This is a genomic window from Candidatus Sphingomonas phytovorans (genome assembly GCA_029202385.1).
GTDB lineage: Bacteria > Pseudomonadota > Alphaproteobacteria > Sphingomonadales > Sphingomonadaceae > Sphingomonas > Sphingomonas phytovorans.
In genome coordinates this window covers 4,626,114-4,642,108 of record CP119314.1, presented here as the reverse complement: position 1 = coordinate 4,642,108, position 15,995 = coordinate 4,626,114, and the positions used below count along the sequence as shown (strand labels likewise).

Genomic DNA, 15,995 nt, shown 5'->3' with positions numbered 1-15,995 from the left:
CAGCAACCCTCCTGACATTCCCAATACCACACCCCCTCGATTCAAACCCCGTCCCACCGCCGCTACCCCCGGCACCATGATCTACGAACCCGCCTTTGCCGATCAGGCCCGCCACCTCTGCCGCCTCGGCGCCACCGATGAGGAACTCGCCGAGCATTTCGGGGTCTGCGTCCGCACCATCTATCGCTGGCGCAACGCGCATGAGGCATTCGCCGAAGCCGTTATAGCGGGAAAGGAACATGCCGACGCCCGCGTCGAACGCGCACTTTATTCCCGCGCCGTCGGGTGCAGCGTGGAACGCACCAAGGTCTTCAAGCACGCCGCCGATCCCGAGCCCGTCTACGCCACGTACAGACTCCATCTCCCGCCCGATCCCGTCGCCGCGCTGCAATGGCTCCGCGTCCGCCAGCCGAAGAAATGGCGCATCGCCGATGAGGACAAGGGCGATCCCAACGTCGTCGAGATGATCCAGAAGTCGCTCGCCCGGGTCGCCAATTACACGCCTGCCCATATGGCCGCCGCCCATGCCGGCGACCCTCCCGGCGGCGGCGACAGTGGCGGCGCGCCCGTCCCCGCGCCCGTTTACGTCAAGGCGCATACCAGGGCGCCCCGCCATGGATGAGCCCGCCATGGATGAGGTCGTCGCCCGCCAGGCGTGGACCGACCGGCTGATGGATTTCAAGCATGACCCGCTCGGCTATGCCGAACTCGCCTTCCCCTGGGGCGACGGCGTCTTGCGCGACGTCACCGGCCCCCGCGCCTGGCAGCGCGACGTAATGGCGACCATCGCCGCGCATCTTTCCGACCCCGCCACGCGCTTCACCCCGTGCCGGATCGCCCGCGCCTCCGGCCATGGCATCGGCAAGTCGGCGCTGATCGCGATGCTGGTCAAATGGGGGCTCGATACCGGCATCGACACGCGGATCGTCGCCACCGCCAATACGGAGAGCCAGCTGCTCACCAAGACGGCGCCGGAGATCGCGAAGTGGCACAATTTGTCGCTCACCCGCGACTGGTTCCGCGCGACCGCGACGTCGCTCGTCTCCACCGTGCCGGGGCATGAGCGGGGCTGGCGATCCGACCTCGTCACCTGGAGCATCGCCAATACCGAGGCGTTCGCCGGGCTGCACAACCAGGGCAAGCGAATCATCCTGATCTTCGACGAGGCATCGGGCATCGCGGCGAAGGTGTGGGAGGTGGCGCTGGGCGCGCTGACCGATGCTGAGACGGAGATCCTGTTCCTCGCCTTCGGCAACCCGACGCTGAATTCGGGGCCTTTCCGCGAGTGTTTCGGGCGGCACCGGCATTTGTGGCACGCGGCGCAGATCGACAGCCGCAATGTGGAGGGCGTGAACCGCGCCTATCTGGACGAGCTGGTCGCCACCTATGGCGAGGACAGCGATATCGTTCGGGTGCGCGTTCGCGGGCAGTTCCCCTCGGCCTCCTCGATGCAGTTCATCGCGGGCGACCTGGTCGAGGCGGCGCGGGTGCGCGACGTGATCGGGCTGACCAGCGATCCAGTGATCTTCGGGCTGGATTGCGCGCGCTTCGGCGACGATCATTCGACGCTCGCCATCCGATGCGGGCGGGATGCGCGGTCGCGGCCGTGGAAGCGCTGGCAGCGGGTCGATGCGATGACGCTGGCCGGGGACGTGGCGTTGCAGGCGCAGGCGTTGCACCCCGATGCGATCTTCGTCGATGCCGGGAATATCGGGGCGGCGGTGGTCGACCGGCTGCGCCAGCTCGGCGTGGAGAATGTGGTCGAGATCTGGTTCGGCGCGCGGGGGCGCGAGGTGGTGTGGGCGGGGGATTTGCGGGTGCAGACCGCCAACAAACGCTCCGAGATGTGGACCAACATGCGCGGCTGGCTGTCGGGCGGGGCGATCCCGGACGAAGAGGCGCTGGCGGCCGACCTGACCGGGGTGGAGTATGGGTATGCGGCGGACCAGGTGTCGATCCTGCTGGAGAAGAAGGAACATATGAAGGCGCGCGGGCTCGCCTCGCCCGACGATGCCGATGCGCTGGCGCTGACCTTTGCCGAGGCGGTGATGCCACGGGAACCGAGATGGCTCGATCCGGGACGCTATGGGCGGCGGCGGGCGGAGACGTGCGAGGAGGAATGGGCGCGGGTGTACCGCGAGGTGCTGTGACGATCCCTTTTCGTCCTCTCCCCTTGTGGGAGAGGGAGGGAGGAGCGCAGCGACGGAAGGGTGAGGGGGACACTCGCGAGGTTCCGAGCCCCACTCCCCCTCACCCGACCTCGCTTCGCTCGGCCACCCTCTCCCACAAGGGGAGAGGGAGATTGTGCCCCCTCTCCCGCCCCAAAATCATTGTGCAGCGCCACAAGGGTTGAAGCCCGCAACGGGCGGGAGCATAGGGCTGCGATGGCCAAGACCACGCTGAAATCGCTGTCGGACGCGCTTGCTGTCCGGCTGACCAAGGGCGCACTTCCAGGGGAATTGCAGGGGTTCGGAAAGGCGGAGCGGGCTGATGCCGCCGCCTTCGTCGCCGCCACCGCCGAAACGCGGCCGCCCGGCAAGCCAGTGCTCGCGCTCGAACCGATCGCCGGCTCCGAACCGCGCCGCACCATGCGGCTCGCCATCGTCAACGACGACATGCCTTTCCTGGTCGATTCGATCGCGGCGACGATCGGCGCGCATAATGTCGTGATCGACCGGATCATCCACCCGGTGCTCAGCGTCACGCGCGATGCGTCCGGCGTGCTGACCAGTGTCGGCGGGGCCGATGGCGAGGGCGGATCGCCCGAATCGATGATCTATATCGAGATGGAGCGCGCCGATTCGCGCGAGCGGCGCGAACTGATCGCCGCGCTCGAGCATAATCTGGCGGATGTCCGTTCGGCCGTGGCCGACTGGCCGGCGATGCAGGCGCGCATGGCCGCCGATGCCGAGGCATTGGGCACCAGCGAGGGCGCCGAACTGCTGCTGTGGTTCCTCGACCGCAACTTCACCCTGCTCGGCGCCGAATCATGGCAGGGCGGCAAGAGCGAGAAGCCGCTCGGCATCGCGCGCCATGCGCATAGCGTGCCGATCCTGGCCGAGGCGTCGCGCGCGCTCGCCATGGCATGGTTCGAGAAGGGCGGGGAAGCGCCGCTGCTGCTCAAGTCCAACCAGATCTCCGGCGTGCACCGGCATGTGCCGCTCGACCTGGTGCTGGTGCCGATCCGCGAGGGCAAGAAGGTCACCGGGCTGTCGATCCATGCCGGCCTGTGGACCAGTTCCGCGCTCAACGCCCCGCCGCAGGACGTGCCGGTGCTGCGCAAGCGGCTCACCGCGCTCGAGGCGAAGTTCGGCTTCGATCCCAAGGGGCATACCGGCAAGGCACTGACTCACGCGCTGGCCGCGCTGCCGCATGACCTGATCAGCGCGTTCGACGTCGAATCGCTCGAGCATCTCGCGCTCACCGCCATGTCGCTGGCCGACCGGCCGCGGCCGGCGCTGATCCTGGTGCGCAGCATCCTGGGGCGGCATCTGTTCGCGTTCGTGTGGCTGCCGCGCGACGACCTCACCACCGCGCGTCGGGTCGCGATCGGCGACATGCTGGCCGAGGCGGCGAACGGCACGCTGCTCAACTGGGGCATCGCGATGGAGGACGGCGTGGTCGCGCAGATCCGCTACACCATCGACCTGCGCGGCGAGGGCGTGATGCCCGACGCAGCGGCGCTCGATGCCCGGATCGCGCGGATGGTGCGCGGCTGGGTACCGGCGGTCGAGGCGGCGCTGGCCGACATGGTCGAGCCGGCGCGCGCGACCCGGCTCGCGCTGCGCCATGCGGCGACCTTCCCGCAGGGCTATCGCGCCAGCGGCAGCGCCGAGGAGGCGGCACGGGACATCCTGCGGCTTGCCCGGCTCGACACGCCCGATGCCCGCTCGGTCAGGCTGTACCGCGATTCGAACGGCGCGGCGCGGATGAAGATCTATCGCCTGGGCGGCGCGCTGGCGCTGTCCGACGCGGTGCCGGTGCTGGAGAATTTCGGTTTCCGCGTGATCGAGGAAGTGCCGACCGCGCTGGCCGACGACGCGCAGGGTTTCGTCCATGAATTCCTGGTCGAGAGCGCCGGGGCGGTGAAGGGCGATCCGGCGGTGCTCGAGGATGCGGTCGCGGCCGTATTGGAGAGCCATGCCGAGAATGACGCGTTCAACCGGCTGATCGTGGATGCCGGCATGGCCCCGTCGTCGGTCGTGCTGTTCCGCGCCTGGTTCCGCTATCTGCGCCAGGCCGGGCTGCCCTACAGTCTGGTCACCGTGGTCGACGCGCTGCGCCGCGCGCCGAAGGTCGCGGCCGGGCTGATCGAGCGGTTCGCCGCCGCGCACGACCCGGCGCGCAAGGCGAAGGCCGAGGCGATCCATGCCGCCGACGCCGCGGTCGATGCCGGGCTGGACGCCGTCTCGGCGATCGACGACGACCGGATCCTGCGCGCGCTGCGCAACGTGATCGCGGCGACGCTGCGCACCAACGCCTTCGCCCCGGCGGGCGAGACGGCGCTTGCGTTCAAACTCGACAGCCACCTGATCCCCGGCCTGCCCGCCCCCGTGCCGTGGCGCGAGATCTGGGTCTATTCGCCGCGGGTCGAGGGAATCCATCTGCGCGCCGGCCCGGTCGCGCGCGGCGGGCTTCGCTGGTCCGACCGGCGCGACGATTTCCGCACCGAGATCCTCGGCCTGATGAAGGCGCAGCGCGTGAAGAACGCGGTGATCGTGCCGACCGGGGCCAAGGGCGGATTCTATCCCAAGCAACTCCCGCCTGTCTCAAGCCGCGACGCGTGGCTGGCCGAGGGGACCGAGAGTTACCGCGTGTTCATCCGATCGCTCCTGTCGATCACCGACAATATCGTCGAGGGCGAGATCGTCCATCCGGCGGGCGTGATCGTGCATGACGGCGACGACCCCTATTTCGTCGTCGCCGCCGACAAGGGCACCGCGACCTTCTCCGACGTGGCCAACGCGATCGCGCTGGAGAACCGCTTCTGGCTCGGCGACGCCTTCGCCTCGGGCGGCTCGGTCGGGTATGACCACAAGGCGATGGGCATCACCGCCAAGGGCGCCTGGGTCTCGGTCCAGCGTCACTTCGCCGAGCGGGGCGTCGACGTGCAGAGCCAGCCGATCCGCGTGGTTGGGTGCGGCGACATGTCGGGCGACGTGTTCGGCAACGGCATGCTGCTGTCGAAGACGCTGAAGATCGTCGCCGCGTTCGACCATCGCCATATCTTCCTCGACCCCGATCCCGATCCGGCGGCAAGCTGGGAGGAGCGCGCGCGCATGTTCGCGCTGCCGCGGTCGAGCTGGGCCGACTATAACCCATCGCTGATCTCAAGGGGCGGCGGGGTATTCCCGCGCACCGACAAGACGATCAAGCTGTCGAAGCAGGTGCGCGCGGCGCTCGGCATCGAGGCGAGCGAGATGGAGCCGGGGGCGCTGATCTCCGCCATTCTGAAGGCACCGGTCGACCTGATCTGGTTCGGCGGCATCGGCACGTATGTGAAGGCGGCGGCGGAGAACAACATCCAGGTCGGCGATCCGGCCAACGACCGGCTTCGAGTCAATGCGGAGGATATCCGCGCGACCGCGATCGGCGAGGGTGCGAACCTGGGCGTGACCCAGGCGGCACGAATCGCGTTCGCCTCGCGCGGCGGGCGGATCAACACCGACTTCATCGACAATTCGGCGGGCGTCGACTGTTCCGACAATGAGGTCAACATCAAGATCGCGCTCAACCGCGAGATGATCGAGGGCCGCCTCGCCTATGAGAAGCGCAATATCTTCCTCGCGAGCATGACCGACGATGTCGCGCACATCGTGCTTGAGGATAACCGCCTGCAGACGCTGGCTCTCTCGATCATGGAGAATGACGGCGCCAGGTCGGTGCCGAGTTATGTCAGGCTGATCGAGATCTTCGAGGCATCGGGCAGCCTCGACCGCGCGGTCGAGGGGCTTGCCTCGAACGACGACCTGCTGCGCCGTGCGCAGGAGGGCAATGGCCTGACGCGGCCCGAACTGGCCGTGCTGCTCGCCACCGCCAAATTGTCGCTCCAGGCGGCGATCGAGCATGGCACGCTCGGGCTCGACCCCGATCTTGCGCCCGATCTCCAGGCAGCCTTCCCGCCGGCGATGCGCAAGAAGTTCGCCTCGGCGATCGACCAGCACCGGCTGCGCGGCGAGATCGTCGCGACCAAGCTCGCCAACCGGATCGTCAACCGGCTTGGTGTGCTCCATCCGTTCGAGCTGGCCGAGGAGGAAGGCGCAGCGATGAGCGACATCGCGGCGATGTTCGTCGTGACCGAGCGGCTGTTCGGCCTGCCGGCGCTCTGGGCCGAGATCGAGACGGCCGACATGCCCGAAACGGCGCGCATCGCGCTGTTCGAGGAAGTGGCGGTGGCGACCCGCTCGCAGATCGCCGACCTGCTCCGGGTGGTGCGGACCGGCACCGGCCCCGGCCCAGCCATGGCGCGGCTCGCCAAGGGCATCGGCACGCTCGACAAGCAGACCAAGGCGCTGCTGCTCGAGGAAGCCAGCGCGCAGAGCGGACGAATCGCCGCGACGCTCGAAGCGGCCGGCGCACCCAGGAAGCTGGTGCAGAAGGTGGTGCGGCTGTTCGAGCTGGACGGCGCGGTCGGCCTGGCCGATCTCGGCGAGCGGCTCGCCCTTGACGAGATCGTGCTGACGCGGGCCTTCACCCGGCTCGGCCAGGCGCTGGGGCTCGACTGGGCGCAGGCCAATGCCGCGCGCATCGTGTCGAGCGACCCGTGGGAGCGGCTGCTCATCGCCGGCCTGGCGCGGGACTTCCAGCAGCTGCGGCTCGAATTCCTCAGCCGCGGCGAAGGCGATCCGCAGGCGCTGGTCGAGACGTGGCTCGCTGCCAATGCCGGCCGGGTCGCTCAGTTCAAGTCGGTGGTTGACCGTGCCCGGCACGCCCCGGCACCGAACGCGGCGATGCTCGCGCAGATCGCCGGACAGGCGCGGGTCCTGCTGGGGCGGTGACAGGGCGAAGGGCGTGCGGCCGCTCCGGCCGCGCGCCCTTTCATTCTATCGGACGACGAACAGCCAGCAGAGGATCGCCGCCCAGACGAGCAGGGCGAACGGCACGGCGTAGAACAGGCCAAGCACCGATCCGGTGTCGGCGCCGTCCTTGTCGGATACGGGTGATGGGTGGGGCATCTCGCTCTCCTGAACGCGATGTACCGCGCGGTGACGAGTCGCCACAATAAGGAGAAATACGACGGATCGGTCGCGCCTGCCGCCGTGGCGCGGTCAGGAAAGGCCGGCACCGATCCGCAGGGCCTGCACGCCGCGCACGCGGAAGGCTGGCAGATCGGCCGTCGCCAGCCAGGCGCTCGCCTTCTCGACAAAGGCGGGCGTCGCCGTCTCGCCGGCGCGCTTCAGCCAGCCGATCGCCTCTTCTGTCTTCCCGGCCGCCCCGAGCATCCGGGCATGGTTGAAGCAGCCGCGGAAATCCCCGCCCTGCGCCGCCCGCGCATAGCAGCGCGCCGCCTTCGCCATGTCGCGCGGCACCACCCAGCCATCCTCGTGGAAGCTGCCGACGAAGTTGATCGCCTTGGCATTGCCGAGCGCGGCCGCCTGCTGGAACCAGTCGAGCGCCGCCGCCTTGTCCTCCGCCACGCCGTGGCCGAGCGCGAGCAGGGTCGCGTAATTATACATGCCCCAGTCGAGCCCGCGCCTGGCGGCGATGCGATAGCATTCGGCCGCGCGCGCCTTGTCGGGCACCGTGCCCCAGCCGAGATCGTAACAGCGGCCGACCATGTTGATCGCCATCAGGTGATGCTGCGCGGCCGCCCTGGTGAACCAGTCGAGCGCGGCGACCGCATCCTTCGCGACACCAGCGCCATCGAGCAGCATCTGCCCATAGACCGCCTGCGCCTCGGCCAGCCCGGCCTCGGCCGCCTGGCGCACGAACGCCGCGCGCTCTTCGGGCGGTCCCGAAAGGCGCTCGGCGATCTCGTCGGGCGTCAGGGCATTCAAATCCTCCCCGGTCATGGCCGGGGCTGATTCAACCATGCCTTCCATCAATATTTGACGGTCAGCGTGCCGAAGGCCGAACGACCGGGCGCGATGCTGGCATAGTGCGCGGTATAGGCCTGGTTGAAATAGGTCTTGTCGGTCAGGTTCTGCACGTTGACGGAGACCTCGACCTGGCGCGAGAAGCGGTAGGAGGCGCGGGCATCGAAGCGCCAATAGCCCGGGATCGTGCGATACAGGACCTTGGTCGCCGGGGTCACCGTCACCACGCCAGCGCTGGTCTGCGACGCAGAGCGGTTGTCGCTGTACCCGCCGAACACGCGGCTGGTGTAAAAGGCGCCGCCACCGATCGAGAAGCCCTTCACCGGCTCGACCGTCGTCCACATCGTGAAGCTGTCGCGCGCCGTCTGGGTCGCCTGCTTGCCGGTATTGACCGACGGAACGAGCGCCACCGTAGCAGCAGCCGGCCCATTCGCCGCAACCGCGAGCGCCGTGAAGCCGCCATCGACGATCTTCGGATCGAGATGGGTATAGCCGCCGAAGATGGTCCAGCCGGGCAGGATCTGGCCGCTTGCGTTCACCTCGACGCCGCGGATGCGGCGCTTGCCGAGGAACTCGACCGTGTTGTTCGGGCCGGTGACACGGGCGTTGTCGGTATCGGTCTGGAAGGCCGCAGCGTTGAGCGACAGCCTGCCACCCATCAGATTGGCCTTGGCCCCAACCTCATAGGAGCGGGTCTTCTCGATCTTGAGCGAGTTGAGCACCGCGAGAGCCGTGTTGTAGGTCACGTCGCTGGTCGGCGTGCCGAGCGCATTCGTCTCCGACCCTTCACCGAGCAGGCTGTTCGGCGGCGTCGCCGCAGTCGCGTACGACGCGTACAGGCTGGTTTCCGGGGTCGGCTTGAAGACAAGACCGGCCTGCCAGTTGAACAGATTGTCGGTGCGGCTCAGCTTGTAGGTCGTGGTCGCCGTTGCCGCCTGGCCCGGCGTTACGGTCGATTTGAAATGATCGTAGCGCGCGCCGAGGTTCAGGATCAGCGACGGCAGCAGGGTGATCGAGTCGAAGGCGTAGACCGAGCGGGTTTCAGCGTCGTTCTGCGTTTCCTGGATCGGCAGCACCTTGGTGATCGGCGCGGCCACGGTCGACGAGTCAGTCGTATAGTTCACCCAGGGATCGTTGGGATTGGGGGTGAACAGGCTGGTGCAATAATAGCGCGAAACCGTCGCGGTATTGCAACGCGGCGCCACGCCGGCGCCGGTCGAGAGCACGAACGTCCCGCGCCGTGCCTTTTCCCACGACAGTTCAGCGCCGATGGAGATGCTGTGCTTGATGCTGCCGGTGTCGAAGGTGCCGTACAGGTCGGTCTGGTTGGTGATGTTGTCGGTATAGCCATAGCGCGTATTGGCGCGCCGCCACACATAGCCGCCGGTGACGAGATCGCCGCGGAGCGCCGCGGCGCTGCCGGTGGCCGGCGGGGTCGCCGACGTGCCGAACACATTGCCCTGCTGGTCGTCAGGCTGCGTATAGATATACGCCTGGGTGTTGTGCGAGAAACGCGATGTGTTGCGCAGCGTCAGCGTACCGAAATCATGCTCGGCGCGGATCGTGATCTGATCGGTGTCGGCATCGCGGAAGTCGCGGCTCTTCAAGCCGTAGAAGGTCGAGCGATCCACCACCCCGGTGGTGCCGCCGATCGTCGTCCCCTTGCCGACCAGCGGCGCCGAATAGACGATGCCCGTGCCCGGCGCGTTGCCGATCGTGTAGAAATACGGAATGCCGCTGTCCGGCAGCTCGTGGCTGGTCAGGTGGTAATAGGACAGGGTCAGGCGGGTATCGGTGCCCAGCCCGAGGGTGATCGAAGGCGCGACGCCCCAGCGGCGCTGCCAGATCGCGTCACGGCCGGCGACGTCCTGATCGTGCCACATGCCTTCGATGCGGAAAGCGATCGTGTCGGTCAGCTTGTAGTTCGCGTCGATCGTCGCGCGCTTGTAGTCGGCGGTGCCGTAGCTTGCGCTTGCCGTCACGAAAGTACGGTCGGTCGGCAGCTTCGAGATGATGTTGATCGAACCGCCAGCGCCGCCGCGACCGCCGAGCGTCGAATCCGAGCCGCGCACGACCTGGATCTCCTCGACCGCGAACACTTCGCGAGTCTGCGCCGCGAGATCGCGAACGCCGTCGACGAAGGTCGAGCCCTGGCTGTCGAAACCGCGGATGAAGGGACGGTCGCCGATCGGGTTGCCGCCCTCGGCCGCGCCGAAGGTGATGCCGGGCACGGTGCGCAGCGCATCCGCCAGGCTGGCCGAACCGGTCTGCTCGATCACTTCCTTGGGCAGCACGACGATCGACTTGGGCGTGTTGACCGGCGTCGCGACCTGCTTTGGCGTCATCTCGCGCTGCCCGGTGACGAGCACATCTTCACGATCCTGCGCATTGGTATCGTCGGTCGCCGCCGGATTGGGCCCGTCGGCGGCGAAAGCCGCGCCGCTGGCGAACGCGCCGACGCACGAAAGCGCGAGAAATGCAGGCTTGGCGACAGGCGCGCGGCGAGCGTTGCTGGTGGTACGCAAATTGTGTCCCCTTTGTTTCCGGGGTGCCGCTATTGCGAGTTACTCTCATTGTCAACGCTATTGAGAGTAGTTCTCACGCACTTGGCCAAAAGGATGGTCAAAGGCAAGGAGCGCGTGGCGGTTGACCGCTCGCCCGATCGTCCCTATCCCCGCGCTTCCTTGGGGAGTAGCCACCTGCTTCGAGCAGGGCCTTCGTCAACATACTCGAACATGCGATCCGCATCGTTCGTGGCGACGGCAGCGGTGCATGCGCCAGCCCGGCAAGACCAACGATGTGACCCCTCTTTCAGGCCAGGGGTGTTTCACATCGTTCGTCGGCAGGCCTCGGGATTGATGACATGACTGGTATTCTTACGCTGGGCGGCCTCGGCCTCAGCCTGTCCGTCGACGCGTTCGCCGCCGCGATCGGCAAGGGCGCCGACGGGAATTCGACCCGGTGGCGCGACGCACTGCGCGTCGGCATCATCTTCGGATTCTTCGAGGCGATCACGCCGGCGATCGGCTGGGCGGTCGGCCTGATGCTGAGCGCGTGGATCGCCGAGGTGGATCATTGGGTCGCCTTCACGCTGCTTGGGGCGGTCGGCCTCCATATGCTCTGGCAGGCAAGCAAACCGGCGGAAGACGCCGGCGATGCTGATCGGTCGGCCAGGCCCCACGGCCTGCTGAGCCTGGCCGCGACAGCGATCGCGACCAGCATCGACGCCACGGCGGTTGGCGTGAGCCTTGCCTTTCTCGACATCAACATCGTCACCGCCTGTCTGGTGATCGGCGGTGTCACCACTGTCGTGGCGACCATCGGCGTGCTGATCGGCAAACATGTCGGCGCCTATCTCGGCCGCTATGCCGAGGTGGCGGGTGGCCTTACGCTGATCGGGATCGGCAGCCTCATCCTGTATACGCATCTGACGGCCTGAGGGCGTCGGCGTCCGGCCCGGGATTTGGTCCCCGGGGTCGGCCGTGCCGCGCCCCAAGGGTCGGGACCTTGGGGGACGGTGGATGCCGGAACAAGTCCGGCATGACGAATTTGGCGGCTGCCGCTGCTCCTTTCACGACCGTCACCCCGGACTTGTTCCGGGGTCTACCGATGTCTCAACGTAAGGGATCGAGATCGAACGCGACCGCGAGGTCATCCCATCTGGGTTATCGCGTTCGATGAGGTCGAGGTGACGCCGGAGTAAAGGCGACCGTTGAACGTACTCGCCAGGATACACACGCACGGTTCGCGCTCTCTCATGCCATAGAGAATGCCGAACCGTGGATGCCGGAACAAGTCCGGCATGACGCGGTGTTTAACTCGCGTGTTGCGCCAGAAGCCAGGTCCGCAGCGCGCTCGCAAGGTTGGGCGGATCGCCGGCGGTGATACGCAACGCATCGATCTCGGCGATCAGGGCGTTGAGCGGCAGGGAGCGTGTCTCGGCGGCGATTTCAAGCGCCTCCCAGAACAGGGGTTCGAGGCTGATCGAGGTAGCGTGCCCGGCGATCGTCACCGATCGCTTGACCGGGCCGACAAACCCGCCGCGCGGCGCCTCGATCAATTCAGCCCCCGATCGCTCAGTCTGTGTCGAACAGGGCGGCAAGCTGCTCGATGATGGTGCCGCCGAGCTGTTCCGCGTCCATGATCGTCACCGCGCGGGCATAATAGCGCGTGACGTCGTGCCCGATGCCGATTGCGGCCAGTTCGACCGGCGACTTGGTCTCGATCCAGTTGATCACCTGCCGCAGATGGCGTTCGAGATAGCTTCCCGAGTTCACGCTGAGCGTCGAATCATCGACCGGGGCGCCGTCCGAGATCACCATCATGATCTTGCGCTCCTCGGGCCGGGCGATCAGCCGGCTGTGCGCCCAGAGCAAGGCCTCGCCGTCGATATTCTCCTTGAGCAGCCCCTCGCGCATCATCAGGCCAAGCGAGGTGCGGGCACGCCGCCATGGCTCGTCAGCTTTCTTATAGACGATGTGGCGCACATCGTTGAGCCGCCCCGGCTGGGGCGGGCGACCCGCGGAAAGCCAGGTCTCGCGCGACTGGCCGCCCTTCCAGGCGCGGGTAGTGAAGCCGAGAATCTCCGTCTTCACCCCGCACCGTTCAAGCGTGCGGGCAAGGATGTCGGCGCTGATCGCCGCGATGGAGATCGGCCGGCCGCGCATCGACCCGGAATTGTCGATCAGCAGGGTGACCACCGTATCGCGGAAATCGGTCTCGCGCTCGATCTTGTAGCTGAGTGACTGAGTCGGGTTCACGACCACGCGCGCCAGACGCGCCGCGTCGAGCAGGCCTTCCTCCTGGTCGAAATCCCAGCTCCGGTTCTGCTGCGCCATCAGGCGGCGCTGCAGCCGGTTGGCGAGCTTCGTCACCGCGCCCTGCAGATGAACGAGTTGCTGGTCGAGATAGGAACGAAGCCGTGCCAGTTCATCAGCATCGCACAGATCGGTCGCCGCGATCACCTCGTCGAAGCTGGTCGTCCACGCCTTGTATTCGAACTGAGGCGAGAAATCGGAGAAGGGGCGATTGGGGCGGACGGGCAGCATGCCTTCCTCGCCGTCATCGCCTGCCTCGCCGTCCATGTCCTGGAATTCGTCGTCGCTCTGCTCGGCGCCTTCGCCGTCCTGCGATTCGGCATCGCGATCGGACCCGCGCGCCTCGATCTCGCCCTGGCCCTGCTCGCCTTCGCCCTCGCCGTCCTCGCCCTCGTCCGACTGCTGTTCGTCGGAGCCCTCATCCTCCGATCCGCCTTCATCGGCCTCGTCGGGGATCATGTCGCCCTCGACCAGGTCGAGATCCTCGAGCAGGCGCGTGACCAGCGTCGCGAAAGCACGCTGATCGTCGATCGCCAACGCCAGCGCGTCGAGGTCCTTGCCCGCCTTCTCTTCGATCCAGTCGCGCACCAGCGCCATGCCGGGCGCGGTGACCGCCGGCGCCTCCGCCCCCGTCAGCCGCTCACGCACCATCAGGCCAAGCGCGGTCGACAGCGGCACCTCCTCGCGATTGCGGGCACGGGTGATCGGATCGGCGCGCAGCTTCAGGTCGAGCGCCGTCGCCAGATTGGCGGCGATGCCGGCATAGCCGCGCGCGCCCAGCGCCTCTACCCGGGCGCCCTCGACCGCGTCGAACACGGCGCGCGCGACCGCCTCGGCCGGTGCCTGGCGGGCATGGAGCGTCGCATTGTGGTGCCGCAACCGAAGGGCGAAACCATCGGCAAAGCCCCGCGCCTCCGCCACCTGCTCGGCGGGCAGCGTGCGCGCCGGCATCGGCACCTTGATATGCTTGCCCGACTGAGTCGGGGCGTCGGCGGTGAAGGCGAGCTCGATCTCCGGCTCATGCGCGATCGCGCGCGCGGTGCCGCCGAGCACAGCCTTGAAGCGATCGAGGGGGGTTTCCGTCGTCATGGCTTCTGCTCTGGCACCACCAAACGCCCCGGCGCAAGATCGCGGTCGATCCTGATCCGCGCGATCTTCGTCTGCGGATCGAATTCGAGCACGGTCACGACCGCCCCTTCGATCACGCCGTACGCCGGCAGGCGGGCGATCGATATCCTGTGCCGCACCTCCGGCAGGGGGCGGCTCATGCCGTACAGCATCAGCTCGGCATCGAAGGACAGGCTGTCCTTCTCGCCCGCCGTCCCCGCATAACGCAGCCGCAGCTCGCTGCCGTCGCCGAGCAGCAATCCGCTGATCAGGCCGTAGCGCGCGGGCGTGATCTCGAAAGGCGCTCGGCCCGAGTCGCCCTTTGCCCCGATCAGGATCGCGTGATCGAGCTTCTCGTCATTGTCGCTGTCGTAGAGGCAGTAGCGCGTGACCAGCTTGGTCGGCCTGAGCAAGCCGACCAGGCCGAAGCCCATCGAGCCGACCATCGCCTTGGTGAAGGACGGATCCTGCTCCGTCTCGCAGAACACCACCGGCGGATCGCCGGGAATGCCGGCGACGCGGGCCGATTCGAACACCGTTTCGCGGCTGAAATGGCGTTTCTGGCCGAGCCGGTCGAGGTCGATCGGATCGACCAGCAGCACCGTTTCCGGCCGGCCGAGCGGGCTTTGCGCGATGACGGCGCCGGGGACGGCGATCTGTTCTCCCTTGAGCGTGCGGCCCGGAAGGAGGGGAACCGAGGCCGGCTGGACCTTGTAGTCGGGGGTCTTGGCGGCGGTAAGCGTGAGCAGGACGGCCAGAGTCGCCGCGACTTTCGTCGATTTCCCGCTACTGGAATGAGAGTCGCCTGGCCGGACATTCATTGCCAACACCTCGGCATCACCCAGCTAGAACTTTCCCGGCGGAGGCCGGAGTCCAGTTCAGGAACAGAAAGAAACGGGCGATGTGGCCGACCAGAAAGGTCCCCCCAACTGGACCCCGGCCTTCGCCGGGGAAGAACGATAGGGATTGAGCCGTAGCTCAACCCTTGCCGACCACGCTCTCGGGCAGATCCTTGCCGAACACGCGCTGATAATATTCGGCGACCAGTGCCCGCTCGGCCTCGTCGCACTTGTTGAGGAAGCTGAGGCGGAAGGCGAAGCCGACATCGCCGAAGATCAGCGCGTTCTGCGCCCAGGTGATCACGGTGCGCGGGCTCATCACGGTCGAGATATCGCCATTGATGAAGCCGCGGCGGGTCAGGTCGGCCACGCGGACCATGTTGTCCACCGCCTGCTTGCCCTCCGGCTTGTCATATTCGCCCGACTTGGCGAGCACGATCTGCGCCTCGACCGCGGCGGGCAGATAGTTGAGCGTGACGACGATGTTCCAGCGGTCCATCTGGCCCTGGTTGATCTGCTGCGTGCCGTGATAAAGGCCGCTGGTGTCGCCCAGGCCGACCGTGTTGGCGGTGGCGAACAGGCGGAACCACGGGTTCGGGCGGATCACCCGGTTCTGGTCGAGCAGGGTCAGCTTGCCCTCGGTCTCGAGCACGCGCTGGATGACGAACATCACATCCGGACGGCCGGCATCATATTCGTCGAACACAAGGGCGGTCGGGGTCTGAAGCGCCCAGGGCAGCAGGCCTTCGCGGAATTCGGTGACCTGCTGGCCATCCTTCAGCACGATCGCGTCGCGGCCGACCAGATCGATCCGACTGATATGCGCATCGAGGTTGATTCGGATGCAGGGCCATTTCAGCCGCGCCGCGACCTGTTCGATATGAGTCGACTTGCCGGTGCCATGATAGCCCTGGACCATCACGCGGCGATTGTGCGCGAAGCCGGCGCAGATCGCGAGCGTGGTGTCCGCGTCGAACACATAGGCCGGATCGAGATCGGGCACGCGCTCGTCCGCCTCGCTGAAGGCCGGGACCTCCATGTCCGAATCGATGCCGAAAAGCTCACGGACCTTCACGACCTTGTCGGGGGCCTCCAGGATCGTGGTCTCGCGGCTGTCGGGCTGGGTGTTGGATATGTCCGTCATGATCTCGTACCGTTCGGGCTGATCTGCAGAAGCCCTGCTCCTCTTCAACGAT

At 67.2% G+C, this 15,995-nt stretch carries 11 protein-coding genes; 4 read left to right on the top strand and 7 right to left on the bottom strand.

The window, feature by feature from the left end:
• Positions 1–76 precede the first annotated feature (76 nt).
• From P0Y59_21450 to P0Y59_21440, 3 genes are all read left to right on the top strand, one after another.
• Complete coding sequence (locus P0Y59_21450) at positions 77–622, top strand: helix-turn-helix domain-containing protein (GenBank protein ID WEJ99450.1); 546 nt, start codon at positions 77–79, stop codon at positions 620–622.
• Entirely contained in the window at positions 615–2,150 is a 1,536-nt protein-coding gene (locus tag P0Y59_21445) for a terminase (GenBank protein WEJ99449.1), read from the top strand. Before P0Y59_21450 ends, P0Y59_21445 begins: the two co-directional genes overlap by 8 nt.
• 234 nt (positions 2,151–2,384) lie before the next feature.
• Positions 2,385–6,998, top strand: a complete 4,614-nt coding sequence (locus tag P0Y59_21440; GenBank protein ID WEJ99448.1) for an NAD-glutamate dehydrogenase — start codon at positions 2,385–2,387, stop codon at positions 6,996–6,998.
• 45 nt (positions 6,999–7,043) lie between these two features.
• On the opposite strand, the gene P0Y59_21435 is transcribed toward P0Y59_21440, so the two are convergent.
• From P0Y59_21435 to P0Y59_21425, 3 genes are all read right to left on the bottom strand, one after another.
• A complete protein-coding gene (locus tag P0Y59_21435; GenBank protein WEJ99447.1) occupies positions 7,044–7,175 on the bottom strand; it encodes a hypothetical protein in 132 nt (43 codons plus the stop codon).
• 93 nt (positions 7,176–7,268) lie between these two features.
• Complete coding sequence (locus tag P0Y59_21430; GenBank protein WEJ99446.1) at positions 7,269–8,033, bottom strand: tetratricopeptide repeat protein; 765 nt, start codon at positions 8,031–8,033, stop codon at positions 7,269–7,271.
• Between the two features lie 8 nt (positions 8,034–8,041).
• Positions 8,042–10,561, bottom strand: coding sequence for a TonB-dependent receptor (locus tag P0Y59_21425; protein ID WEJ99445.1), 2,520 nt, complete (start codon positions 10,559–10,561; stop codon positions 8,042–8,044).
• 338 nt (positions 10,562–10,899) lie between these two features.
• Here P0Y59_21425 and P0Y59_21420 point away from each other — a divergent pair, with 338 nt between their 5' ends.
• Positions 10,900–11,475 carry a manganese efflux pump MntP family protein gene (locus tag P0Y59_21420; GenBank protein WEJ99444.1) on the top strand — a complete coding sequence of 192 codons (576 nt, stop codon included), beginning with the start codon at positions 10,900–10,902 and terminating at the stop codon, positions 11,473–11,475.
• A gap of 375 nt (positions 11,476–11,850) precedes the next feature.
• Here the strand turns inward: P0Y59_21420 and P0Y59_21415 are convergent, their stop codons facing one another.
• The 4 genes from P0Y59_21415 to cobS form a co-directional block, all read right to left on the bottom strand.
• Complete coding sequence (locus P0Y59_21415; GenBank protein WEJ99443.1) at positions 11,851–12,096, bottom strand: ribbon-helix-helix domain-containing protein; 246 nt, start codon at positions 12,094–12,096, stop codon at positions 11,851–11,853.
• A gap of 16 nt (positions 12,097–12,112) precedes the next feature.
• Positions 12,113–13,942 (bottom strand): cobaltochelatase subunit CobT, encoded by a 1,830-nt coding sequence (gene cobT, locus P0Y59_21410; GenBank protein WEJ99442.1) that lies wholly within the window; start codon positions 13,940–13,942, stop codon positions 12,113–12,115.
• On the bottom strand, positions 13,939–14,781 hold the full coding sequence (locus P0Y59_21405) for a hypothetical protein (GenBank protein ID WEJ99441.1): 843 nt from the start codon (positions 14,779–14,781) through the stop codon (positions 13,939–13,941). Before P0Y59_21405 ends, cobT begins: the two co-directional genes overlap by 4 nt.
• 157 nt (positions 14,782–14,938) lie before the next feature.
• Entirely contained in the window at positions 14,939–15,943 is a 1,005-nt protein-coding gene (gene cobS / locus P0Y59_21400; protein ID WEJ99440.1) for a cobaltochelatase subunit CobS, read from the bottom strand.
• Positions 15,944–15,995: the final 52 nt, after the last annotated feature.

Excerpts from the sequence above, each read along its gene's own strand:
- P0Y59_21450 (WEJ99450.1), top strand. The coding sequence starts at position 77 with ATGATCTACGAACCCGCCTTTGCCGATCAGGCCCGCCACCTCTGCCGC.
- P0Y59_21445 (WEJ99449.1), top strand. The coding sequence starts at position 615 with ATGGATGAGCCCGCCATGGATGAGGTCGTCGCCCGCCAGGCGTGGACC.
- P0Y59_21440 (WEJ99448.1), top strand. The coding sequence starts at position 2,385 with ATGGCCAAGACCACGCTGAAATCGCTGTCGGACGCGCTTGCTGTCCGG.
- P0Y59_21435 (WEJ99447.1), bottom strand. The coding sequence starts at position 7,175 with ATGCCCCACCCATCACCCGTATCCGACAAGGACGGCGCCGACACCGGA.
- P0Y59_21430 (WEJ99446.1), bottom strand. The coding sequence starts at position 8,033 with ATGGTTGAATCAGCCCCGGCCATGACCGGGGAGGATTTGAATGCCCTG.
- P0Y59_21420 (WEJ99444.1), top strand. The coding sequence starts at position 10,900 with ATGACTGGTATTCTTACGCTGGGCGGCCTCGGCCTCAGCCTGTCCGTC.
- cobT (WEJ99442.1), bottom strand. The coding sequence starts at position 13,942 with ATGACGACGGAAACCCCCCTCGATCGCTTCAAGGCTGTGCTCGGCGGC.
- P0Y59_21405 (WEJ99441.1), bottom strand. The coding sequence starts at position 14,781 with ATGAATGTCCGGCCAGGCGACTCTCATTCCAGTAGCGGGAAATCGACG.
- cobS (WEJ99440.1), bottom strand. The coding sequence starts at position 15,943 with ATGACGGACATATCCAACACCCAGCCCGACAGCCGCGAGACCACGATC.